This window comes from Phosphitispora fastidiosa (genome assembly GCF_019008365.1).
Taxonomy (GTDB): domain Bacteria; phylum Bacillota; class Thermincolia; order Thermincolales; family UBA2595; genus Phosphitispora; species Phosphitispora fastidiosa.
The window spans coordinates 154,640-178,399 of the sequence record NZ_JAHHUL010000005.1 but is presented as its reverse complement, the minus strand read 5'-3'; the positions used below and the strand labels follow the sequence as shown (position 1 = coordinate 178,399).

The window sequence follows — 23,760 nt, the reverse complement described above, 5'->3', positions numbered from 1 at the left end:
GCTTACTTACCGCAGCATTTCTTGTATTTCTTACCACTGCCACAGGGGCAGGGATCATTTCGGCCTATCTTTATCACATTTACCGGAACATTCACTGCTGCTTTACTTCTTGCGGTTCTTGTTAATTCCACAAGCTCTTTTTTCAGTTCTGCTACCTTCTGCTTGTTTTCCAATACATCGTATATTTCAATCGCTCTATCTACTACGTCAGCTCTATCTTTTACATCTTTTTCTTCTAAGGCTTTACTGATTATCTCTTCAGCCTTTACGTAGTTGGCTGCCATTTTCTTAGTCCCATAATGGTAACAGTCCGACCAACCGATATACCCCCAGCCCCAGGTAGGGTCACTTGTCAGCCACTTACTGTATAAACGATTACACTCCTGCTCGTTGCCAAGCGCATAATGTGATTCCGCTATTGCCCTTCGGGTATTCTCAATTAACAGCTCGTCCTTATCACCACAAACCTTGAGCAATTCCTCACAGTATCTAATTCTCTTTGGCAGGTATTGCTCGTTTTCAGTACAGGCATTATGTAACTGCTCCTCAAGGTCCTGCACATAATTGAACAGAAACCCGGTCCATTGATATTTTTCTTCCAGTTCAGTTAAGTCTCTAACCTGGTCTTCTGCCATTATGGCTTTGATATCTTCCCAGGCATCAAGCAATACATCGCAGGCTTTTGCTGTTTCGTCACTTGAGAAATATTGATAGCCTGACGCAATCTTCTCATCTGCTTTTTTGTACTTTTCCATATCTTTTTCCCCCGTTGTTCCGTTTTATTGTCATATTAACATTTTTAACCTCTAGTGGACAACGGTCAATTTATTCGTCAACCTCCGGTCAGGCAATTCCGTCAACTTATTGCCACTTTAGAGTGGCTTAAACAATTTACTTCTAAGGGGGAAAAGTCCATGTTAAATGATAATTATATTGCAGCATATGTTCCTATAACTAACTTTATATGGCTTACAAATCTTAAAGAAAATGATATGAAATCTGCGAATTATTTCACACCTTATTGGCTTCCAGATCTAGATAAAATTAATTATAGTGACATAATTAGATTAGGGCAGTCGGATTGGGACTTCGCCGAAGGAACTCTATATGAAGCTAAAAGATGCACAGTAAAAGAGGCCTTGGAGGAATATGGATTACAGAATGGTCTAAAAAAACAAGAATCTAGTCCACAGAATGATCTAAATGCATACTTATTAAAAGAGTTTTTAGATATGTTAACCAAAACATTTCCAAATATAGTTTTTAAAGAAGATACTCTAATTGGGTGTTTGATTCTTAACGAATTTACGATTTTCGAAGAACCAATAACAAATAAAAAACGCAAGTTAAATAAAGGTATCGTTTATTCTTCAAGATGTAAATAATTCTATGATACATTGGAAAAGTAGAAATATTAGGAGCATTCCTGTAATGAAATAAAATGAGATTTGAAAAAAAGAGTACCTCCTGTTAACATACGAGGTGTCAGCTTTCGCGAAGCGACCCTTAAATAACAGAGGAGGTACTCAACATGAAGTATAACCAAAATGAAAAGATTCTGCAAGTCACAGAAGGAACTTTAATTGTCGGCGTGGATATTGCCAGCGAAACACATTATGCAAGAGCTTTTGACCAGAGAGGAATTGAATTGGCTAAGGTGATCAAATTCAGTAACGATGCCGAGGGATTTAAAGAATTCGTCTCATGGGCCGAGGAAATCAAAGACAAGAACAACAAACATAAAGTAATGGTCGGCATGGAACCGACGGGTCATTATTGGTTCAACATTGCTCCGTATCTTAAGGATCACGGAATGAAAATAGTACTGGTGAATCCGTTTCATGTAAAGCGGAGTAAAGAACTGGATGACAATAGTCCAACCAAGAATGATCGTAAAGACCCAAAGACCATAGCGATGCTTGTAAAAGATGGCCGATACATGGAGCCCTATATACCGGAAGGAATATATAGCGAATTAAGGACGGCCATGGAAACACGCTGGCAGATAGTGAAGCAACTAAACGTAATAAGAAACCGCGTAAAGCGGTGGATTAGTATATACTTCCCTGAATTTAACAGAGTATTTGGTGACTGGGAAGGAAAAGCCTCATTGATAATATTAAAAGAGTTCTCAACACCTGCCAAGCTAATTGAAAAAGGTATAGAAGGCATTATAGCCAGGTGGAAGCAAGATAAGCTGAGAGCAGTAGGAAGGAAGCGAGCAATTGCGCTGATAGAGGCTGCCAGGACATCAGTTGGAGTGAGAGAAGGGCTGGTTGCTGCAGAGAATGACCTTGCAATATTGATTGAAGACTACGAAATGAGAATGCGGCAGTACGAGCGGACAATGCTTATGATTGAGCAACTTGCGTATCAAATACCAGGAATGCTCGAAATGCTTAAAATAAAGGGTATTGGCCTAGTTACAGCGGCAGGTTTCATAGCAGAAGTTGGTGATATTAGTAGATTTGAGCATCCGAAGCAGATACAGAAACTGGCTGGTCTAAGCTTAAAAGAAAATAGCTCTGGTAAACACAAAGGCAAGACAACTATCAACAGTAGTTTACCTTGGGGAAGTTACTGCGGAACAGCTTCCCTATCGATTCTATGTGCTGTTTGACCTAGATAAGGGGCGTAACCTTTATTGTAGATGCAGATGTATACGAGAGGTCGTTCTTCTTAATGAATCGTTGAACGGCAGAGAGGGATACTTCAGACTGTTTAATAAAGCCGTCGGCAATAAGTTTTGAATAAATGAGAGTTGCATTAATGCGCGAGAACTGCTGCTTCAGTCGGAATATCTCAGCTATGGCAGTATCTGGAAGGGCACGGGATACTCCTGCATCGGAGCGACGCTTCGGCATGAGCCCGTCCATCCCGTTCCTTTTATAGCGGGCCTCCCATTTTTCAAACGTGTTATAGTTAAAAAACACTTCCTTACCATCCGGAATTTTTAGTGGTTTTTCTACCACCTTTTTGTAGTAGGCCGTTTTGGTGGGTTCAGTAAACAGCCCCTGGATGACAGGAGCTATGACTGCAAAGCGCAGATGGGCGATTTTCACGGCTTCGTTGTAAGATTTGTCGTTAAAAGTATCGTTCACGACATAAATCACCTCCTCCGACATCATAACAGGGGCAGGAATGGAAATGAATTCCGCTGTTATGTGAATAATGGAATGCAAAAATGCAGAAGGATCATGTCGGGGTGAAATATGCCTTTTTTATATGGGATGGGCTTTGGAGGAAGGAAACACCTGCCATGATAAAAAACTCTTTGAGGGTACGCAGATGGTTTCTAAAGAGGCAATCCAGAAACTGAAGAGATGATGTGCAGGCATCATCAAGGAGACCAAGCCAGACCTTCTTGTGCCTGAGAAAAAGTTCTTTCCATGAGTATAGAGTAGAAACGGCAATATCATATTTTTCACAGATGTCCGCTACAGTAAGAGAACCGATATAATAATTCCTCATGACTGAAAGAATGAAAAGGAGGCTGTAGGATTGATACGGGATAATAAATTCCGGAAGTATCGCATGGGTGTGCCCGCAGGACGAACATTTGTATCTGACAATAGTAATCAGGAATGAGATATTACGGCCACTTTCAAAAGAAATTAGGTAGCGCTCATAAACAGCATGTTTTTTCCAATCGGGATGTTCCGCTAAACAAAAAGGGCATTTGTGGTCATGTAGATGGACTTTGGCCATGGATTGAAGAAAAAGATCCTCAGCGGAAAGATTTATCACATTTAACTTGCAGAACAGTTCAAAAACTCTTATCATAATATTATACCTCACCTCAGGGGTTTCGTACCTCTGTCGTATGGTTAATCCATGTACCCTGAATACTAAGTATCAGGGACATGGACGGATATGAGAAAGAGTCTGACTGTGCAAAGGAGAGGCTCTTTCTCTTTTTATTTACATGGATAACTATAAGTGACTATGTACATAAAGGTCAAGAAATAACAGACAAAAAAATGCCGTAATCTACGGCATAGACAAATCAGATATGGGTAAGGGAAACAGAAATTAATTTGCAGTCAATTGGGCGATTCTCAGGAATTTAAAATGGCGTTCTACAAAAATAATGCTCAAGGATGTCCTGTCAAAAAAGTTTTAAAGCCTGCCGCCAAGAGGGACATTGTTGTCTATCTTCAAAGTGCATTTGAGGTTAGTGAACGTCGGGCCTGTAGGGTGCTAAAAATCAACAGAGCCGGTTATCGCAGAAGGCCGATAAAGGATGAGCAGGCGTTTTTACGTATGAGAATCAAGGAAATAGCTGCAAGCCGGGTTCGGTTCTAAGCGTATACATATTCTTTTACTGCGTGAGAAAATTAACCATAAAAGGGTCTATCGCATCTATAAAGAAGAAGGTCTCAATTTAAGAAATAAGTCCAAGAAAAAAAATTAGCGCACCCAGGGTGCCGGACAAGGCTTTAGCTACAGCAGTTAATGAATGCTGGGCTATGGATTTTGTTTCTGACCAGCTTTTTGACGGGAAGAAATTTCGAGCATTAACGATGATCGACACCTTTAGCAGAGAGTGTTTGGCCATTTATGTGGACAAGTCTATAAAAGGAGAGTACGTCGCTAATACCTTAAGTAACCTGGCTCAAAAGACGGGCTTGCCGAAGAAGATAAAAGTTGATAACGGGCCTGAGTTCATTTCACGATCACTTGATGCCTGGGCCTATCTAAATCATGTCCAGCTCGAATAATCCAGGCCAGGGAAACCGACGGATAATGCTCATATTGAGTCCTTCAACGGCAGCCTAAGGGATGAATGTCTAAATGTAAACTGGTTCATGTCTCTGGAACACGCCAGAAACAAGATAGAAAAGTGGAGAAATGACTATAATTTATTCAGACCACATAGTGGACTAACAAACATGACACCGGCTGAGTTTGCTTCTGCGGCAATGGCTCAGGCCATTTAAGGGGTTCGATTTTTCTCATTAAGACTGGTATGCTTTTAGGGGGACCCTCATATTATCTGACGACTCCCCCAGAGATCGGATTATCAACCGGGGTCAGGTCGAAGTCTTAATTATACTCTTGATGATTAAATTATGAATAGTTATTTTCTTTTAATGAAAATTTTAGTCATTTTTACAAACTAAATATGCCCTTTGCTTATAGTAGTTCATCAATGTAGGGTAACATGAGATTTGAGGTCTAGGATATCTTACCCTAAACCTCGAAATATTGATCACCACTAGTTCACATTCTGTTCACGGAATCTTTCGGAAAGCATCATATTACATGGACAGAATAATATACACCAGGCCGGGGAGCCCTGATAATTCAGCATTTTGCGGATTAAATCTAAAAAGGTGGACCGGATGAGAACCTCCTGTTCTGAATGGCATTCAAGAGGTCAGCGGTTCGATCCCGCTTGTCTCCACCAAAGAAAACAAACCTTGTAATCTACGTGATTACAGGTTTTTTTGCTGTATACCAGGTATTATATATCTTTGCCGTTTTTTCAAAAAATATGGTATAATTATCATATCTGAAAGAATTAGAGTATATGATTTAGGATGTAAAAAATGCTCTCTTTGCAGACAAACATAGATTTCATGAGCAATCATCTACACAACAACTATCCTAACATATAGGGTGTCGGTATAGTCGCAGGAGTAATTGAAGAAAGTTTTGCTATTGTCAGTGAACTTATTGAGGACAAAGAATTAAGTTCGGTGGCAAGAATAGTCAATCTTAGGTAGTTAAATGGAAAATTTTATAGTATAATTAGCCGATAGTGCGAGCTGCGAAGCAGCACGCTAAGGCGTGATGTTTTCTCTTGAAAATGGAAGTAATTCTGTTTTCATTAGTAAGTTATTAACATATAGTAGGGAAATCCTATCAGGTAATACCTAACCAGTAGCCTGTACCTAGTCCTTGGAGCCGAAATGGTAACATTAGGTTTAAGCGTAGGGCGGGGAGCAAACGAGCCGAAACGAAAGTGAAGCTATTGAGCCACGAAATTATTATCTAAACGAAGAGGTCGATGCCATTATCGTGGTAGCAGACAAGATTATGCAAATCGTAATGGTGAGAATTGCATGACTCTTCCGGGGTCTGAGGGCTTGGCGAGTTTGATGATAAGTATGCTAATAGAACAGCTGAGGTCCTATAATGTCTGAGAAGCAGTATGCGAAGTCAAGTAAGGAAACGAGCAAGATAAGCAAAAGCATTATAGGAAATCCGACTAACCCATAGTACCGCAGAAGTCTGTGAAAGCAGATGGAGGGAAGGGGTTAGCACAACATAGCTTCAAGTAAACGTGAGATGGTGCAGACAGGAGAGCTGAAGAACATTATTAACGAGTTACTTGGAATACAATTCAACATAGAAAAGGCTAGGTTGGATGGAAAGGTTCAAAACCTCGCCGCATACATCAATGAAACGACGCTGATTGCCAGCCATAAAGGAATTGATGGGAAGAAAGCCAAGGGAATTGATGGAGTGGCAAAGGAAGATTATTCTGTCAACCTAAAAGCCAACGTAGAACATTTGGTAAAACGAATGAAAAACGGAAGCTATAAGCCAGAACCTATAAGAAGAGTGTATATTCCAAAAGACGGAAGCAACAATATGAGGCCATTAGGGATATCGTGCTATGAAGATAAATTGGTAGTGTCAAGGCGAAGCGTATTTAATCAGGTACTGCGATGACTTTGTATGTTGTTTTCAAAACAAATGGGAAGCAGAAGAATTTTATCAAAGGTTAATCGAGAGATTTAAGAAATTTGGTCTAGAATTAGCCCTAGAGAAAACCAAGATATTGGAATTCGGGAGATTTGCCAAGCAAAACAGAGCAAAGCGAGGATTAGGGAAACCCGAAACTTTTGACTTTCTAGGATTTACATTTTACTGTAGTGAAGATGGTAAGAAAGGATTCTTTCGCTGTAAGGTTAAGACGAGTAAGAAGAAATTTCGAAGCAAAGTCAAGACAATGAAAGAATGGATTAGGAATAATCGAGTAATGCCTGTAGGTGAACTGATTAAGAAGATTAACCAGAAATTAGGGGGCACTATCAGTATTATGGGGTAACTGATAATACAAGAGGTGTGAAAAGTTATCAAAATGTAGTCAAGTGGCTGTTGTTTAAATGGCTTAATAGAAGAAGTCAAAGAAGAAGTTACACGCTTGATACATTCTTCAATGGACTGCTGAAAACTTTTCCGTTATTAGAACCGACGATAAAAGTAAGCTTATTCTATAGATGAATGAATATGATGTGAAGAGCCGTATGCCTTAATAGGGCACGTACGGTTCCGTCGAGGAGCATGGGCGGTAACGCCCATGTTTACTCAAGAATATAGAATAAAAAAGGTGAAAAAATGGATTTATACAGATTACTTGACTTATATAAAATTACCATAGATCAGCGCAGACCCTTCGAGGGTCAGATGCTGACACAACTCAAAGATTACTATCGTATTGGCCTCACTTGGTCATCCAATGCTCTAGAAGGGAATACTCTTACGGAAAGTGAAACCAAAGTGCTGCTTGAGGATGGTTTGACTGTTGGAGGCAAACCCTTGCGTTATACCTTTGAGGCAATTGGTCACGCCAAAGCCTATGATTTCATGTTTACACTGCTTAAAAATAGAACTATCACAGAAAAAGATGTCCTTACGATGCATCAAATGTTCTATGAGAGTATAGAAAAGGAATATGCAGGAGAATACCGTGATATGGATGTGTTTATCAGTGGTTCTAAATATCCTGTAACAGAAACAAAAGGGATAAAGGCAGAAATGGATGGATTATTTCATTGGATAGTGACCGATAGAGATAAGTTACACCCGGTAACGTTTGCGGCCCAGCTCCACAAAAGATTTGTATTTATCCATCCGTTTAAAGATGGAAATGGAAGAATTGCCAGACTCATTATGAATACGTCTCTGATACAGGACGGATACTTATTGGCTGTAATTCCTCCGGTGCTTAGGCATGAATACATTGAACTTCTTGAAAAGGCCCATAGAGATGAAAAATCTTTTGAACAGTTTATCGCAGAGCGGGTAATCGAGTCACAAAAGGAAATCATGCGACTCTTGCACATACCAATACCAAAGCTGGACAGTGAGATGGGGATGCAGTTATAGGGAGTCTAATAATGGGGCATTATTGTAGAATTTGTGACAGAATAAGAGCTTGAAAAATATTTTTGCCCCTGAAAACATTGGTAAATCATCAAAACAAAAATGAAGATGATGAAAAGGACGAAGAATTGCCATTTTAAAAAAGGGTGCGTAAGCTGCATGATTCGCGAGAGCGCTTGAATGGCAGTCAAGAGGTCAGCGGTTCGATCCCGCTTGTCTCCACCAAATGCAAATTAAAACCATCAGCTTTGGCGCTGATGGTTTTTTAATTTGCATTTGTACATGCGGAGAAAAATTGGATTTTAGTGCGTTGCGCGGCCCGGCCCAATCCTCGGAGTACGGTCCAGATAGCTGATATACCACTCAGAATGTGCATAGAATCCAGAATTCAGTCTTCTCTATATATTGACTACCCGTAACCAAGTGGAGGCACTCAGTTATATATTGTGAATTAAACATAGAATAGAATTTTCTTGGAAATAATGCTTGACGTTATGACCAGGTGGTCATCTACTATAATTAACATATGACCACCTGGTCATGCGATACTGGAATAAGATATTATTTTACATATGACTTTCCAGTCGCTAAAGGAGGAAAACAACTTGCCTAAAAGTACTTTCTTTAATTTGAGTGATGATAAAAAAGAAAGAATATTTGATGCTGCCGTACAGGAATTTTCAAAACGGCGTTTCAGCGATGCATCCATCAACCAGATCATCAAGAATGCAGGTATACCTAAGGGAAGTTTCTATCAATATTTTGCCGACAAGGAAGATATCTATCTTTATATGGTGGAAAAAATCTCAAAGGAGTCACATGAAATTCTAGGAGACAGAGAAGCCTTAAACCCCGATGCCGGCTTTCTGGAAACCATTATCCAAAGAGCCAAAGATACCCTTAAATTGGGCAAACAAAGACCGGACTATACCAAAATAGGCGTATTGATGGTGGTTGATAACAGCGCATTCACCTTCCAGCTCCTAAAAGCATCCTCCCAAAAACACATCGAAATGATCGAGCGTGACAAACAGCGCGGCCTTATCAAGCCGGAAATCGACTCCGGAGTGCTTATCAAATTGATTCACATCTACGTTTATAATGAATATTTGTACTCCGGGTTTGACGAGAACCTATATTTAAAGAAAGTGGAGAGTGCAGTTCAAATAATCAAGCAAGGTATTGTTGTCCATCAGGATTAATTGAACATTGCTAATTCATTGGTAGGGACATTAAATTTAAGGGGGGTAAAATATGAGTTCATATGTACTTGGTTTTAACGAGATTGATAAAACTAAGCTTTCCATCGTCGGCGGTAAGGGCACCAACCTGGGGGAACTGTCCAAGATTGAAGGGATTGGTGTACCAGAGGGTTTTTGCGTTTCTACTGAAGCCTATAAAAGAATAATAGAGGGCAATCAAGAACTTAACCGGCTTCTGGATCAGTTATCTCTTCTCCAACAAGGCGAGCTGGAAAAGATTAGGCAGATCAGCGCTAAGATCCGCGCGGTTATTGAAGAGACCGCTATTGCTAAAGAAATCGAAGAGCAAATCAATCAGTACATCACTTTACTCGGCGAAAAGAATGCCTATGCAGTGCGTTCCAGCGCCACCGCAGAAGACCTACCTACCGCCTCATTTGCCGGTCAGCAGGATACATATTTGAACATTATAGGAAAAGATACCATTCTTAAGCATATCAGCAAGTGCTGGGCGTCGCTGTTTAGCGACCGTGCCGTAACCTACCGCATGCAAAACGGTTTCGACCACAGCAAGGTCTATCTGTCTGTGGTCGTACAGAGGATGGTTTTTCCCCAAGCAGCGGGGATTATGTTTACAGCCGATCCCGTCACATACAACCGCAAAGTGCTGTCCATCGACGCCGGCTTCGGTCTTGGTGAGGCACTGGTCTCCGGCCTGGTCAATGCTGATATTTATAAATTGCGGGAAGGCAGGATTATTGACAAAAAGATATCCACCAAAAAGCTGGTTATCTATGCCCTGGAAAATGGAGGCACCCAGAAACGGGAGATTGAGCCACAGCAGCAGAATGAGCAGACCCTGACAGACGAGCAGATTATACAGCTGGAAGGCCTGGGCAGAAAGATCGAAGCCTACTTTGGCTCGCCTCAGGACATTGAATGGTGTCTTGATGAACATACCTTCTATATCGTCCAGAGCCGCCCCATCACCACCTTATACCCCGTACCGGATGTAAACGATGGAAAAAACCGTGTTTATATATCCTTCGGCCACCAGCAGATGATGACCGAACCCATCAAACCATTGGGAATGTCCATGTATCAGATTTTTCTCAAAGATCATACACTGCGCCAAGCCGGTGGAAGGTTATTTTACGATTTCACTCATGATCTTGCCTCACGGGCGGGGAGAAGATTTGCATTGAAAATGTTTGGTGGATTCGATCTTTTGATAAAAAACGCCATGTTAAATTTGTTTAAGCGAAAACAATTTATAAAGACTTTGCCGCGGGGGAAGAGAGTACTCCGCTTGGGCGGTCAAGAGGGACTAACCTGGCGACTACCCATTGAGGCCATAAAGGTCTACCTTAAAAACGACCCTTCGCTTATTAAAAATATCATGTCCCGCAACGAGGAGTCTATCAGGGATCTGCAGCAAAGGATCGCGAATGTATCAGGAGATGAACTGTTTGATTTTATTTTACAGGACTATAAGCAATTAATGAAAATCATGGTTGATCCCAAAAGCATGGCAGCATGGCTGGTCGGGATGCTGGCAGCAAATTGGACCAAAAAGAAAATGGAAAAATGGCTGGGCGAAAAAGGTGCAGTCACCGTACTCTCTCAATCTGTAGACAACAACGTTACATCCGAAATGGGGCTTGAACTTTTGGATGTAGCCGATGCTGTCCGGAAATATCCAGCCGTAATTGAATATTTGCATCATGCCAGTGACGAGACATTTTTTGAGGACCTGGCCAGGTTGGAAGGCGGCGAGACTGTCAGCAAATCCATACAGCCGTACCTTGAAAAATACGGCATGCGTTGTTCCGGCGAGATCGATATCACCAGGCCCCGTTGGAGCGAACAGCCGACCGCGCTCATTCCCATGATCCTCAGCAACATCAGAAACTTTGAGCCCAATTCCCACAGTATTAAAGTTGAGCAGGGGCTTAAGGAAGCGAAGCATAAGGAACAGGAGCTCTTAAGCCGCCTGGAGCAATTGCCCGGCGGCAGAAGAAAGTCAAAAAAGACTAAGAAGATGGTCAGAATTTTGCGCAATTTGATTGGCTACCGGGAATATCCCAAATATACCATTATGCAACGTAACTACATTTATAAGCAGGCACTGTTGAGAGACGCTGGAAAGCTCGCGCAAAATGGGGTTATCCGGAAGAAGGAGGACATCTATTACCTGACCTTTGAGGAACTTCGGGAGGCAGTTAAAACAAACCGGTTGGATTACGGCATTATAACCAAGCGAAAAGCGGAATATGAGTTCTATGAGAAACTGACACCGCCGCGCTTGATGACATCCGAGGGAGAGGTTATATCAGGTGAATACAACACCGAAAATATCCCCCAGGGCGCTTTGGCGGGTATTCCTGTTTCAACAGGTATCATAGAGGGCCGGGCACGGGTCGTTTTAAAACTGGAGGACGCCATTATAGAGGAAGATGATATTTTGGTCACCAAATTCACTGACCCTGGCTGGACACCGTTGTTTGTATCCGTCAAAGGCCTGGTGACGGAAGTGGGCGGTATGATGACCCACGGAGCTGTTATTGCTAGAGAATACGGTCTCCCCGCTGTTGTTGGAGTTAATGATGCCACCAAGCTGATCCAGGATGGGCAGCGAATTCGGGTAAACGGAACAGAAGGGTATGTAGAACCCTGTAGAAATATGTGATTAAGTAGCCCTGGAGTAGCCCAAATGGATACTTCCATCCTTAAATAGATAGAACTCACTGTATAACTCTGGAACAAGGGGCTACAAGGTTTAAACGGCATTATTATTGTACACTTAAGGCATGTGGAGTGTGTAGTGTTAATAGAGAAGGTAGTATGTGCCATCGGACAAATGTTTTGAGGGTGCGTAAAGCTGCATGATTCGCGAGACAATCGCTGTTTTTTCTTTCGTGTAAGGCTGCCCCGGTATGCTGAACAAGCAAATATTTTAGGTTTTTTTACAAATAACGCCTATCTCTGGTGAAACTGCATTGTATTTATCACCGCGTAGATTTGATAGAATTGCTTCTGCTCGAAAACCGTTTTCTTTGAGTTCTGAATGGATGGACTCAGGTGAAAAGAAAGACTGATAGATATGATATGTCTTTATACCGGAGTCGACTACAACTACAAAGTCGCACAGTGTGGGAATATCCGGATAAATAATCGTTTTCTCCAGAACAAAGTGCTTATGGGGTCTCCAGAATCCCGGCCCGGACGCATACCATTTGGAAGCGGCACCATTTATCCTATTCTGAAAAGCAGTCATACTGGAAACGTCAAAAGCAAAATATCCGTTCGGTTTAAGGGCATTGCGGATGTTGCCAAGCAACATTTTCCTGTTTTCCGGGCTGAGAACGCCATAGTCCTGTGAAATCATCAAAGCTGCGTCAAATTGATTTAACCCAAACGGATTCAGGTAACTTGCCAGAATATAATTTGCATGTTCGTCGTGGTTATAATTTCTGGCATAACAGATTGAGGTTTCCGACCTATCTATTCCGGTCAGGTAAAAGCCCTTTTGAACAAGTCGCGAACAGTAAAGCCCAGGGCCGCATCCAAGGTCTACAATCGATTCTTCGTTTTTAAGACCCATTGCCCGAATTAGATATCCACAGATTGCCTGAATTTTTTCCGGCTTATAGCTTGCGGCATCGGTATCGGGTGAGAGATGTGCCTCAAGCATCTTTTTTGAAATATGAGGATCGTTCCAAAGCTCCTCTCCTGGCTCATACGGTGCCGGGCACCGGTCGGAGTTTATTAAATCATCTAAAGTAAGCATAATATTTTCCTTCCTCAATTTATTTGATAGCAGACTGAACAGGGGATACCGTTGCCGAATCCCTTTTTATGGAGTCGGCCTGCTCAACAAATTGAAAGCTGTAGCTTATCCTTATAACACTAAAGGACACTCACTGTATAATAGAATGGCTGTTAATATAAAATTCTTCCTGACTTGGCTGGTATTTTTTCTCCAGGCTTTCCAAACGCTCGTCAAAGCGCCCAGCTTCTTGTTCGTCTATCTCAAATACAGGACTTTGATAGTAAACCCATTTTCTTCCGTCCAAGACATCTGGTTTGAGTTCTTTTACCATCATTGCCGCCGGATATGTCCCATTTTCAAGACGGACATTGTACTTTTTGCAACTCTTAAAACCGTGGCTTACATAATTATTCGGATTTCCAAATATTACAATCACATCATAATCAAGTGCGGCCGCCTGTTCAAAGGAATACTCCATTAGTTTTTTTCCATACCCCTTTCTCTGATATTCTGGCAAAATGCAAACTGGACCGAAAGTAAGGATGTCTTTTTCTTCCCCAGACTCATCAATTAGTTTTGTTTTCGTATACATGATATTCCCGATGATGCGATTATCAACTTCAATCACCAGATCCAACTCCGGAAGAAAGTCTTTGTGGGATCGCATAACATGAACTAAATAGTGTTCAATGCACCCCGGAATATATAAATTCCAAAAAGCTTTCCTTGTGATTTCTTCTACTCTCTCATAATCTGTTTCTTCTTCATTCCTAATCTTAATCATTTTGTTCATTTATAAACCTCCGACAATTTACCTAAGATTAATTTTTTGTGCTTTTTATTATGGCTATCTGCTCAATAAATTCCTGTTTAACGATATTGTACCATAATATCGCTGCATCTTTCCACCAGCTTTATGCAAGCATTGACTGGCAAATTCTCCACTCATTTATGAGCAGGCAACAGAAGAACAGAAACAAATATTAGGCTCAGTTTACGATGTATGTAGCTTTTCGATTATAACCATTAAATTGGAGCGAATATTTGTTGACAAGGTCTTTGCTGCTGAGTTCTATTACCAGCGGCAGGAGTACTTTGATGTGGCCAAACATCTCTATGATATTGCCGTTCTTTTACAGCAGAAGCGCGTACAGGCAATGCTCAACAACCCAAAGTTGTTGTTACAGATGATATCTTATAAAAGGCCAACAAGTCATTTGTAGAATTTACTTATCTTTCACAGGCAATGGATAATGAAGATTTCAGGCGAGAATTTATTAAGATGCAGAACATTTATGTTTTTAACTCGAATGATTTTATTTCACTGGATGAGGTGGATAAAAGTCTGGAGGCTCTGAACTCTGTTTTAATGAACCTAATCGAGGAATTTAAGGGTGCGTAAATTGCACATGTCGCGAGAGCGCTTGAATGGCATCCAAGAGGTCAGCGGTTCGATCCCGCTTGTCTCCACCAAAATGATTATTAGAACGGGCAAGAGTCGAACGACTCTTGCCGTTTTTGTGCGCCCAAGCATGGGAAGGGACTTATCCGAAGAAGGAAACAGTGAATCTGTGGGTATAAGTTGTATCAGTTTATGTTTACGAAACATAGTATTATAGAAGGAACACTACATTAAGAAACTAGTAAAGGAGGTAACGAATGCCCTATGCATGAAGAGGGAAAAAAATATTTTAGAGAAGATTTCCCCAATGACGACGATAATGATTACTTCAAAGAGCATAGTTACTACGAGGAAGAGATTGATGATGTAGACGATTTTTGCGATGATGACGATAAGAAGTGTCCAACTTGCCCAACTTGCCCGACTGGCGATACTGGCCCAACAGGCCCGACTGGCGACACAGGTCCTGCTGGCCCGACTGGCGACACAGGCGATATCGGTCCAGCTGGAGTAACAGGCGATACTGGCCCAACCGGAGCCACAGGCGATACTGGCCCAACCGGAGCCACCGGTGATACCGGCCCAATCGGACCTACAGGTGATATAGGCCCAGTTGGAGCCACAGGCGATACCGGCCCAACCGGAGCTACAGGCGACACTGGCCCAACAGGCCCGACTGGCGACACAGGTCCTGCTGGCCCGACTGGCGACACAGGCGATATTGGTCCAGCTGGAGTAACAGGCGATACTGGCCCAACCGGAGCCACAGGCGATACTGGACCAATCGGACCTACAGGTGATACCGGCCCAACCGGAGCCACCGGTGATACCGGCCCAACTGGAGGAGTATTAAACTTTGCAGATTTTTATGCGTTGATGCCACCTGATAATGCAGCAACAGTTGCTCCTGGTACAGACGTAGACTTTCCGCAGGATGGACCTACTAGTGGGGCTGCTATTGTCCGTACTGGTCCCAGCACATTTAACTTGTCTGCAATTGGCACTTATCAGGTATTATTTCAGGTGAGTGTCGACGAAGCAGGTCAACTGGTGTTAACTCTCGATTCTGGAGGGGGAGCCGTTGAATTAGCCTATACTGTGGTCGGGCGAGCAACAGGTACTTCTCAGTTAGTAGGAATGGCTCTTGTGCAAACGACAGTCATCAATTCAATCCTCACTGTACGAAATCCGGTTAGCGAATCCACAGCACTAACCATCACTCCTCTCGCTGGAGGAACAGAGCCTGTTTCAGCGCACCTTGTTATCATGCAAATCGCATAGAAGAAAGTAGAATGGCATACTTGAACCGCGTTTCGGGTACGAAAAACCGCTGAATGAGTTCAGTAATATCCCTCCCTTCAATCCTAAAAGGAGTTGACAAATGTGAACTCCTTTTTTAGGCATAGGGTATAGAATAACCCATGTATCATGTATATAGAAGGAACACTATAAAACAAACTCGTAAAGGGGGAACGAATGCCCTTGAATGAAGAGAAAAAAAACATTTTAGAAAAGATTTCCACAATGACGACGATAATGATTACTTCAAAGAGCATGGTTACTACGGAGAAGAGATTGATGATGTAGACTATTTTTACGATGATGACGACAAGAAATGTCATACTGGTCCGACTGGCCCAACAGGTCCGACTGGCCCAACAGGTCCGACTGGCCCAACAGGCCCGACTGGCGATACTGGTCCTGCTGGCCCAGCTGGAGCCACCGGTGATACCGGACCAACTGGAGCCACAGGTGATACCGGACCAACCGGAGCTACAGGTGATACTGGCCCAACCGGAGCCACAGGTACTATTGTTTTAACTGGAGTTGGTGCCCCTACTTGTGCTGTAGGAGAAACTGGAGATATCTATATTGATCTAACTACTGGAGAAACCTTCTTAAAGCTTGAACAACCAGTTCCGCCAGATATAAGGCCAGTTCCGCCTCCAACAGGAAACACACTGCTTGTAGGTTCCACCCAGCCCTTCACTACTATACAGGATGCCATTATAGCTGCGAACAATGGAGACAGATTGTTGCTCGATGCAGAAACTTTTATAATTACATCAACAATCAATGTTAATAAATCTGTTACAATTGAAGGTCAAGGTTCAGCAGCTACTACAGTTATTACTACAACACCCGCAGTAGTCAACATGTTCAATATAACAGTTTCTGATGTTGTTATTCAGGATATGAAGATAGTTCAGAACTTTCCATCCGTACTATCGACAGAAACTGTAATTAATATTAATAATCTGGCGGCTGCAGGTATCTATATTAATAACTGTGAAATTTCAGTATGCGAGTTCGGAATAGGAATTAAGGCAACTGAGTTTCAAATAACCAATTGCACATTCAACTACGCACCTCTAGCTGCATCCAATAACAATTACCGTTATATCCTGATATCTTCCACATCAGGAGTAAGTATTATCGATAATAATACCTTTGTATCCGACTCAGGAGCAGTAAGATGCAGTTTTATAATTATTACCAATATTACTGTCAATTTGGGCACCCTTCAAGGCAAGCTGATAATTAGCAATAATACTCAATTGACTTCTCCATTTACTTTAAGGCACCTTTTGTTAATCGAAGAATTTGTCGGAATGGATTTTGAATTGTATATCAATAACAATACCACTATAAATGATGATAACGCACCAGTCTTGCTGTTTAATGCAGACCTTGATATATTCAAGTTTATTGAGGTTATAGGAAACAGTGTTCAAAATACGGACGGCAAAGGGCTGATTGGAATTGATTCAAGTTCTGTTGGAAGTACCTCTGTTTTTAGCTCCAACAATACCATTGTCAACGAGTTTTTTGATGTAGGCTGGGCATCAGCAACAAATCCAATCAGTTTTATAGTAGGATATAGGACAACAATAACACCGGCACCTGTCTTGCCTTTAGAAAGCTGTTTTTGGCTGCCGCTGATATAAAAGGTTTGAACAAGGAACTATAGATATATGTCCATAAATATCCATAAATGTCCATAAATATCCATAAATATTCAAGAGAACCCACTGGTCCAACCGGAGCCACAGGTGATACCGGCCCAGCTGGAGCTACAGGCCCAGCAGTCCTATTAGGGGGTATTCAAGCACAACTCGTTGGCAGTAGTGGAGGAACTATTGTTAATGGAGAAAATGTAATATTTGATACAGTAATAAATAATCAAAGTGCTGCTATAAGCTACAATACAGGAACAGGAGAGTTTACTGTAACCGCTTTGGGAAACTATTATGTATCATGGTGGGTTGCCACAGATGGTACAGCAGGACCTGCAACCGTTAACTTTGCGATAAACTTAAATGGCGGAGGAAGTGTAACGGGTTCATCACCATTAGTTACAGGGCAGGTTGTTGGAAGTGCCCTAATTACAGTAAGTACCGTATCATCAACTATTACACTTGTTAACAACACTACTGATACTGTTGGTTTTGCAACAACGCTCATTCAAGCTAATATCGTTATAACAGAGGTATCTTAGAAAGAGCCTGGAGATACTGGTCCAACAGGTATGGTTGAACCTAACAATCCGTATGCCGCTGAGTTTATTCAACTTGCTGGAACAAATCATAAACGTTAGCTGCTAATAATAGCGATGCTTAAAACACCCTCATTCCACTATGAAGAGTGGAGTGAGGGTGTTAAATTTAAATCGGTTCTAGTGCAAAGTGGATGTATGAACAAATTCTTACATTTTTTCTCTATTATTAATAAATTATTAATTAGTCGCTTATCTTTGGGGCTAAATGAAAGTGCTGCTTTTGCGTGATTAAGAGATCTTTCATACATGCCAAGCCAATAACAACTTATAGCTTTCAAATCATCTGGCGTATGATCCCAACAATAACCCATATTAATATATGTCGAAGATTTTTGCTTTATTTTTAAGGCTTGCTCCACCATATAAAACACCATTTCCCAATTTTTTAAGTTATACGCCATTTTCGCGCATTCTATATATGGTTCTCTCATATGCGGGCACTCTGCGACAGCCCTGAAATACCAGCTATATGCCTCAGTATAATTTGAGAGCTCAAAGTATGATTTTGCAATCCATCTCATTGAAGCACAGCGTTCCTCTTTCCATACAGATGATTTCAGGGATAAATGCCTTTTTAGAGTTTCAATACATTTTGTCCACATTCCCTTATACATGTACTCACGACCCAGATAATAAGTAACACGGTCATCTTCGGGGGATTCCTCCACAGCCATTTCTAACAACGGCAGATATGAACCTCTTGACTTGGTATTGTCTGGATAATGATTGAGTACCATGCCTGTAGCAAATACTTTTTTTTCAGGAGGTTTTCCTAAATATTTTAGACATTCATGTATCGGATAATTCCATTTGTAATCATACCTCGAATGAACCTTAAAATAGTTGAATTGTACTTCGGGTGTTCCATCCTCTTTTAAGCTCCAGTTGTATAAATAATTAGCCATTTTTGTGTCTGGCGTCCAGACGTTCTCAAGACATTTTCTCCATCCCTTTTCAAAAAGCTCATCTAAGTCAGTACATACACAAATATCAATATCTTTAGGCACATGATCCAGCGAAATATTTCTTGCAACATCAAACCGCCAAGGTTTTACTTCATTTACATATACAATAGCACCTTTTGCGCGAAGTCTTTCCACAGTGTCATCATCAGAACCGGTATCAGTCACTACAATAAGATCTGCCTCATTCATAGAGTTTATCCATCTATCAACAAACTGTGCCTCGTTTTTGCAGATGGCATAGACACATACTTTATACTTATTCAAATTATCACCCCAAAGCTTCTTTCGCTTTAAGACTTATTAAATAGAGATTGTTTTTTAAACGCTCATCGTCTGGCGCCATTTTACAAGCTTTTTTTGCATACTCATATGACTTTTCGTACAATCCAAGTCTATAATTGCTAATTGCGGCAAGGTCATATAGGGTATAATCCCAAGACTTCAGCTCTAGAAGATAGCTTCCTGTTTTGGTATTGATTTTTAGCGCCTCATTTGTCATAAGGTTTACAAGTGGCCAATCGTTTTCCAAATATCCAAGCTGAGCCATATTGAGATATGGCTCACGAACATGTGGGCATTCAGCAATGGCCTTATAAAGCCACATTCGAGACTTGTGTAAATCGCCTTTTTTTTCATAGCCTTTAGCAATAAATCTCATTGCTGCGCATCTTTCTTCATTCCATGTAGCAGTTGGCATATTTAAGTATCTTTTTAGAGTAGAAATACTCTCATCATATTTCTCATAGTACATGTATTCTCTTCCGAGCCAAAACATACTCCTATCATCATCAGGGTTTTCCTGGACGGATAACTTCAACAACGGTAGGTATTGGCTTCTTGATTTTGATAAATCGGGATAGTGATTTAAAACCATACCCGGAACCCAAACCGTATGGTCCTTATCAGTTCCATTGTATTCAAGGACCTCGTGTACAGGATGTACCCAACTGAATCCCTTGCGGCAATGAATTTTCTCCATCGGAAATTGCTTGTTTGGCGTGCCATCTTCATGATAACTCCATGTAAAAAGGTATCTGGCACGTGTGCAATTTGGTTCCCACACCGCTTCAATTTTTTGCCGCCAACCAGCTTCGAAAACTTCGTCAAGGTCATTGGACACACAAATATCCACGTCTTCTGGAATATGGTTCATGGCAATGTTTCTGGCAACATCAAACCTCCAAGGCTGTATTTTTTCTGTATATACTACTGCACCTCTGGCTCGAAGCTTTTCAACAGTGGAATCGGTAGATCCGGTATCGGTGACAATAACCATATCAGCTTCATTAACAGCAGCCATCCAACGGTCAACAAATTGTTCTTCGTTTTTGCATATTGCATAAACACATATTTTATATTTATTCAAACTAAGCTCCATTCTGTCGCTGCGTGTCGACACATTTTTTTGCAACTTATAATCCTCTCACGCATCAGAAGAATATAAACGAATAGATTAAAACATTATGAAGAATATATTTTTCAAGTGCAATTTACTCTATATTTATTTTATGAAATAATTACAGTCCTTGATACCTAGTGAGAACCATATGTAACAGAAACAAAACGGATAAAGGCAGAAATGGATGGACTATTTCATTGGATTGTAACCGAAAGAGATAAGTTACACCCGGTAACGTTTGCGGCACAGCTCCACAACTATCTGGGTTCTGGAGCAGGAGGATTACCGACGAACATCGATTGATTTACTCGATAGATGGGGTCATTTCTTATCATTGAAATTTTTTTAAACAGGAAGTATAATTAGAAAAAAGTGCAATAGAGGTCGAAATGGAGGCAAATATATGGCAAATGACCGCGGGCAGCGCAGTGCTTTATATATAAAAAAGATGAACGAACGTAGTCTGTCCATCGTTTTCCATTCGTTGTTTTCGTCATGGATGCTGGCATTTCTTTTCGAAGGCCAAATATTATATTCCCTTACTAATGCCTTTAAAATTGACCCTGTCGGTATGGTTTTCTGTGGAGTTGCAGCTATTTTTGCCGGATTATTACTGTGCGGGTTGTTTATAAAAACAAAGAGAGCCGCGAAACGATTGTTTTTATGTTCCTATCTATTTTTTATCCTTGTTTCTGTGGCTTTTTTCTTTCCTCCGTCTATTTTTTGGACTGCTGGAATCATCGCGGGCTCGTTTCTGGCCGGAGGCTGCGTGGCAGCTTGGGCGTTTTACCTGAAAAGCGGTACGCCGAAAAACGAGCGAATCAAAACGGTTGCGGATTTGCTGATCTTATCCAATGTCCTCATGATATTGCTCAATATGACGGCCATTCATATATCGCCGCATGTGGGACTGGCATTTTCCATGATTATGTTATTGGGCGCGTTCGCGTTCGCCTTGAAGCTTCCGGTGGATCATGACGCCGCTTCCTCCGCTGCCTCCGAGCAGAAGGAAAGCCCTATGAGCATTGCGAAGCTTCTCGTTTTTTTATGCCTTTTTATTGTAATTATCACCATCAACTCAGGCTTGATGTATCAGGTGATCAATCCTGCCTTTGCGCATCTTGAAGTGCTGACAAGTTGGTATTGGGCTATTCCTTATATCGCTGCGCTTTTTGTCATGAGGAATCTGCCCCGGCGAATAAACCGGGCTTATATCCTTTATGTAGCCATAGCAATGATTGGGATTTCTTTTATCGGCTTCGTGAGTCTTGACCGCTCGACGGTCAGCTATCTTGTGGTGAATACGCTGATGCTCGGTGCCTTCGGGGTGTATGACCTGTTTTGGTGGAGCATACTCGGCGAAATGCTGGACTTCCATAAAAACCCCGCAAAAATTCTTGGTATAGGCCTCTCCGCCAATGTACTGGGCGTGCTGCTGGGCGGGCTGATCGGCAATGCTGTCACATCTGTGAATATACATAGTCTGAATCCCACCCTTCTGGCGCTGGCAGTGGTTTGTGTGACGCTGACCCTTCTGCCTCCTCTGCATAAGCAGCTTTCCTTCCTGCTCAAAGACCATGCGTATCTCTCGGTGTTTTCCGAAATGTCCGCGCAAGAACAAACCAATCAGGTCGACAGCGCCGCAAGGTTCGGAAATTTATCGGAACGCGAAAGCCAGGTCGCCTCCCTGCTGCTGCAGGGAAAAACCTACAGGACAATTGCCGGCGAGCTTTTTATCAGCGAAAATACCGTCAAGTATTATGTGAAAAACATCTATTCCAAATTCGGTATAAAAAGCCGCGCGGAGCTTATTGATATCGTACTGAAAAAAGAGGACACGGCTCCGTTGCAATAACACCCCTGAAAATCATATTAATTCAGCCCCTACCCGAAAAAGGTAGGGGCTTTTTCGTGCAAACTACCCGGTTCGGGTGATGTTTTTTTGTTTGTGCGCTGCTATGCTGTTCTTGGCAGATAGGAAAGTATAAATTTTATCCTATCTGCATAAAAAAGGCTAAGCTTCGCCGATAGCAGGTTAAAGGCGTTTAGCGAAGCTAAGCCTTTTTAATGGATTAAATGCTGCCGGAAAAGGAGGAGTAAGTTTGAAAGCAATCAGACGAAGAAACATTGCTTTCGCAGCTTTCACCGGCTTTGGCATATTGCTAGGTGTTATGCTTCTCGTTTTCGGGGGAGCAACATCTGAATTGCAGGCGCAGATATTCTTGACAAGCGTAATGATTGCCAGTGCAATTTCGGCAGGCTTCTGGATACGTGAGTGCAGGAAAATGAAGATAGCGCGGCTCATCGCGGAAAATCCAATCCTGCACATACGCACCGCCGTCGTCAGCGACATACCCGGTGAAGCGGCGCAACCGGAGGATATCGAAAATGAGGATATCGAAAATATTGAGGTTTTTGTCTCTTATTTCGGTATTCTGCTTGATACGAAAATCATCAAATTCAACCAGGACGGCATTCGGCTGAAGGCCGTGGAGATAGGAGATGATTTCATCTCCTTCACCTATGGCACGGAAAAATGGATGCAAAATACTCGACTTCTGCGAGCGCCGATTGATCCTGCGACGATGGATGAAATCTCCGAAAGATTCCGCTATGAAACCGGAATCACACCGACATTTGTATCAGGGAGGAAGCAATGATGAAATTCGGCAGCAAGCAGAGCCAGACGCCTCAAAGCACGCCACAGCCAGCCAATCTACGCGGATTCTCGCCACGGATCAACGATCCGGCCTTTGGCAAATACATCAAAAACACCAACCGCTGGTCAGCCATATTCTCCATTATTCTGGCTGTTGGTGCCGTCGCCGGTTTTTATATCGCCGGCGAGGTCGGTTCGGAAATGGATAACCCTGAATCGCTCTATATCGGGTTCGGGATTGGCGGCATGTTTTTGCTGATTGCGCTGTTTCAGATATTGGGCAGAAACCGGAGCAAGACATGGGACGGAACGGTGGAGGATAAAAAGATCAAAAAGAAGACCGAAAGGCAAACCTTTGGGGACGACGACGTCCGCTACGAGGACTATCTGGAATATTCGGTCATAATACGCAGCGACCAGGGAAAGCGGTACACCATCAGATCCCGCGACAACGATACCCTGTATAACTATTACCGTATCGGCGACCGTATACGGCACCACGCCGGACTAAAATCCTACGAAAAGCATGACAAAAGCGGAGACAGATTCATTCCGTGCAACGCCTGCGGTACACTTTGCGACATAAGCGACGACTATTGCTTCCGTTGCAAATGCCCGCTGCTGAAATAGACATCATAATTTCCAACTGAATGGAGTCCCGTTCAATAAAGAGGAGGCTGATAT

25 protein-coding genes, 1 tRNA gene and 1 pseudogene are annotated in these 23,760 nt (G+C 42.0%); 20 read left to right on the top strand and 7 right to left on the bottom strand.

Annotated elements, in window-relative coordinates:
• Positions 1-2 precede the first annotated feature (2 nt).
• The gene (locus Ga0451573_RS07480; protein ID WP_231683262.1) at positions 3-755 is read right to left on the bottom strand and encodes a YecA family protein; all 753 of its coding nucleotides are present in this window, start codon (positions 753-755) and stop codon (positions 3-5) included.
• 159 nt (positions 756-914) lie between these two features.
• Between Ga0451573_RS07480 and Ga0451573_RS07475 the strand changes: the two genes are divergently transcribed.
• Both Ga0451573_RS07475 and Ga0451573_RS07470 read left to right on the top strand, forming a co-directional pair.
• Positions 915-1,385 carry a hypothetical protein gene (locus Ga0451573_RS07475; protein WP_231683261.1) on the top strand — a complete coding sequence of 157 codons (471 nt, stop codon included), beginning with the start codon at positions 915-917 and terminating at the stop codon, positions 1,383-1,385.
• A 146-nt stretch (positions 1,386-1,531) separates the two neighbouring features.
• Positions 1,532-2,620, top strand: coding sequence for an IS110 family RNA-guided transposase (locus Ga0451573_RS07470; protein WP_231683260.1), 1,089 nt, complete (start codon positions 1,532-1,534; stop codon positions 2,618-2,620).
• A gap of 1 nt (position 2,621) precedes the next feature.
• Here Ga0451573_RS07470 and Ga0451573_RS07465 read toward each other — a convergent pair whose 3' ends face one another.
• Both Ga0451573_RS07465 and Ga0451573_RS07460 read right to left on the bottom strand, forming a co-directional pair.
• Entirely contained in the window at positions 2,622-3,101 is a 480-nt protein-coding gene (locus Ga0451573_RS07465) for a helix-turn-helix domain-containing protein (protein WP_231683259.1), read from the bottom strand.
• Positions 3,102-3,195: 94 nt separating this feature from the next.
• A complete protein-coding gene (locus tag Ga0451573_RS07460) occupies positions 3,196-3,783 on the bottom strand; it encodes a transposase (RefSeq protein ID WP_231683258.1) in 588 nt (195 codons plus the stop codon).
• A 288-nt stretch (positions 3,784-4,071) separates the two neighbouring features.
• On the opposite strand from Ga0451573_RS07460, the gene Ga0451573_RS07455 reads away from it, so the two are divergent.
• The 9 genes and pseudogenes from Ga0451573_RS07455 (at position 4,072) to ppsA (ending at position 12,009) form a co-directional block, all read left to right on the top strand.
• Entirely contained in the window at positions 4,072-4,305 is a 234-nt protein-coding gene (locus Ga0451573_RS07455) for a hypothetical protein (RefSeq protein WP_231683257.1), read from the top strand.
• A complete protein-coding gene (locus Ga0451573_RS20260) occupies positions 4,283-4,414 on the top strand; it encodes an IS3 family transposase (protein WP_353740068.1) in 132 nt (43 codons plus the stop codon). Before Ga0451573_RS07455 ends, Ga0451573_RS20260 begins: the two co-directional genes overlap by 23 nt.
• 10 nt (positions 4,415-4,424) lie before the next feature.
• Positions 4,425-4,940 (top strand): annotated as a pseudogene (locus Ga0451573_RS20410) (IS3 family transposase).
• 1,354 nt (positions 4,941-6,294) lie between these two features.
• Positions 6,295-6,681, top strand: coding sequence for an RNA-directed DNA polymerase (locus tag Ga0451573_RS07445; RefSeq protein ID WP_231683255.1), 387 nt, complete (start codon positions 6,295-6,297; stop codon positions 6,679-6,681).
• Entirely contained in the window at positions 6,665-7,060 is a 396-nt protein-coding gene (locus Ga0451573_RS20250) for a reverse transcriptase domain-containing protein (RefSeq protein WP_231683274.1), read from the top strand. The genes Ga0451573_RS07445 and Ga0451573_RS20250 overlap by 17 nt, the downstream gene beginning before the upstream one ends.
• Positions 7,061-7,350: 290 nt before the next feature.
• Positions 7,351-8,121 (top strand): Fic family protein, encoded by a 771-nt coding sequence (locus Ga0451573_RS07435; protein WP_231683254.1) that lies wholly within the window; start codon positions 7,351-7,353, stop codon positions 8,119-8,121.
• 141 nt (positions 8,122-8,262) lie between these two features.
• A tRNA-Ala gene (locus tag Ga0451573_RS07430) sits at positions 8,263-8,343 on the top strand.
• A 380-nt stretch (positions 8,344-8,723) separates the two neighbouring features.
• Positions 8,724-9,320 carry a TetR/AcrR family transcriptional regulator gene (locus Ga0451573_RS07425; protein WP_231683253.1) on the top strand — a complete coding sequence of 199 codons (597 nt, stop codon included), beginning with the start codon at positions 8,724-8,726 and terminating at the stop codon, positions 9,318-9,320.
• 52 nt (positions 9,321-9,372) lie between these two features.
• Positions 9,373-12,009 carry a phosphoenolpyruvate synthase gene (ppsA, locus tag Ga0451573_RS07420; RefSeq protein ID WP_231683252.1) on the top strand — a complete coding sequence of 879 codons (2,637 nt, stop codon included), beginning with the start codon at positions 9,373-9,375 and terminating at the stop codon, positions 12,007-12,009.
• Between the two features lie 267 nt (positions 12,010-12,276).
• Here the strand turns inward: ppsA and Ga0451573_RS07415 are convergent, their stop codons facing one another.
• Together Ga0451573_RS07415 and Ga0451573_RS07410 are read right to left on the bottom strand one after the other, a co-directional pair.
• Positions 12,277-13,110, bottom strand: coding sequence for a class I SAM-dependent methyltransferase (locus Ga0451573_RS07415; RefSeq protein ID WP_231683251.1), 834 nt, complete (start codon positions 13,108-13,110; stop codon positions 12,277-12,279).
• Between the two features lie 130 nt (positions 13,111-13,240).
• Positions 13,241-13,885: a GNAT family N-acetyltransferase gene (locus Ga0451573_RS07410; protein WP_337833074.1), complete on the bottom strand. Its 645-nt coding sequence runs from the start codon at positions 13,883-13,885 to the stop codon at positions 13,241-13,243.
• Positions 13,886-14,021: 136 nt separating this feature from the next.
• On the opposite strand from Ga0451573_RS07410, the gene Ga0451573_RS20245 reads away from it, so the two are divergent.
• The 5 genes from Ga0451573_RS20245 to Ga0451573_RS07390 all read left to right on the top strand — a co-directional run bounded on the left by Ga0451573_RS20245 (position 14,022) and on the right by Ga0451573_RS07390 (position 17,993).
• On the top strand, positions 14,022-14,315 hold the full coding sequence (locus Ga0451573_RS20245) for a nucleotidyl transferase AbiEii/AbiGii toxin family protein (protein WP_353740067.1): 294 nt from the start codon (positions 14,022-14,024) through the stop codon (positions 14,313-14,315).
• Positions 14,316-14,758: 443 nt separating this feature from the next.
• Positions 14,759-15,775 carry a collagen-like domain-containing protein gene (locus Ga0451573_RS07405; RefSeq protein ID WP_231683250.1) on the top strand — a complete coding sequence of 339 codons (1,017 nt, stop codon included), beginning with the start codon at positions 14,759-14,761 and terminating at the stop codon, positions 15,773-15,775.
• Between the two features lie 318 nt (positions 15,776-16,093).
• Positions 16,094-16,315 carry a hypothetical protein gene (locus tag Ga0451573_RS07400; protein ID WP_269438148.1) on the top strand — a complete coding sequence of 74 codons (222 nt, stop codon included), beginning with the start codon at positions 16,094-16,096 and terminating at the stop codon, positions 16,313-16,315.
• Between the two features lie 215 nt (positions 16,316-16,530).
• Positions 16,531-17,442, top strand: a complete 912-nt coding sequence (locus Ga0451573_RS07395) for a hypothetical protein (RefSeq protein ID WP_231683249.1) — start codon at positions 16,531-16,533, stop codon at positions 17,440-17,442.
• 47 nt (positions 17,443-17,489) lie between these two features.
• On the top strand, positions 17,490-17,993 hold the full coding sequence (locus tag Ga0451573_RS07390) for a complement C1q domain-containing protein (protein WP_231683248.1): 504 nt from the start codon (positions 17,490-17,492) through the stop codon (positions 17,991-17,993).
• A 137-nt stretch (positions 17,994-18,130) separates the two neighbouring features.
• Here the strand turns inward: Ga0451573_RS07390 and Ga0451573_RS07385 are convergent, their stop codons facing one another.
• Both Ga0451573_RS07385 and Ga0451573_RS07380 read right to left on the bottom strand, forming a co-directional pair.
• Positions 18,131-19,282 carry a tetratricopeptide repeat-containing glycosyltransferase gene (locus Ga0451573_RS07385; RefSeq protein ID WP_231683247.1) on the bottom strand — a complete coding sequence of 384 codons (1,152 nt, stop codon included), beginning with the start codon at positions 19,280-19,282 and terminating at the stop codon, positions 18,131-18,133.
• A 4-nt stretch (positions 19,283-19,286) separates the two neighbouring features.
• Positions 19,287-20,429: a tetratricopeptide repeat-containing glycosyltransferase gene (locus tag Ga0451573_RS07380; protein WP_331459392.1), complete on the bottom strand. Its 1,143-nt coding sequence runs from the start codon at positions 20,427-20,429 to the stop codon at positions 19,287-19,289.
• 269 nt (positions 20,430-20,698) lie between these two features.
• Between Ga0451573_RS07380 and Ga0451573_RS20240 the strand changes: the two genes are divergently transcribed.
• The 4 genes from Ga0451573_RS20240 (at position 20,699) to Ga0451573_RS07365 (ending at position 23,706) form a co-directional block, all read left to right on the top strand.
• Positions 20,699-20,755, top strand: coding sequence for a hypothetical protein (locus Ga0451573_RS20240; RefSeq protein WP_353740066.1), 57 nt, complete (start codon positions 20,699-20,701; stop codon positions 20,753-20,755).
• A 65-nt stretch (positions 20,756-20,820) separates the two neighbouring features.
• Entirely contained in the window at positions 20,821-22,272 is a 1,452-nt protein-coding gene (locus Ga0451573_RS07375) for a LuxR C-terminal-related transcriptional regulator (RefSeq protein WP_231683246.1), read from the top strand.
• Between the two features lie 247 nt (positions 22,273-22,519).
• Positions 22,520-23,077, top strand: coding sequence for a hypothetical protein (locus tag Ga0451573_RS07370; RefSeq protein ID WP_231683245.1), 558 nt, complete (start codon positions 22,520-22,522; stop codon positions 23,075-23,077).
• Entirely contained in the window at positions 23,074-23,706 is a 633-nt protein-coding gene (locus Ga0451573_RS07365) for a hypothetical protein (RefSeq protein ID WP_231683244.1), read from the top strand. Before Ga0451573_RS07370 ends, Ga0451573_RS07365 begins: the two co-directional genes overlap by 4 nt.
• Positions 23,707-23,760: the final 54 nt, after the last annotated feature.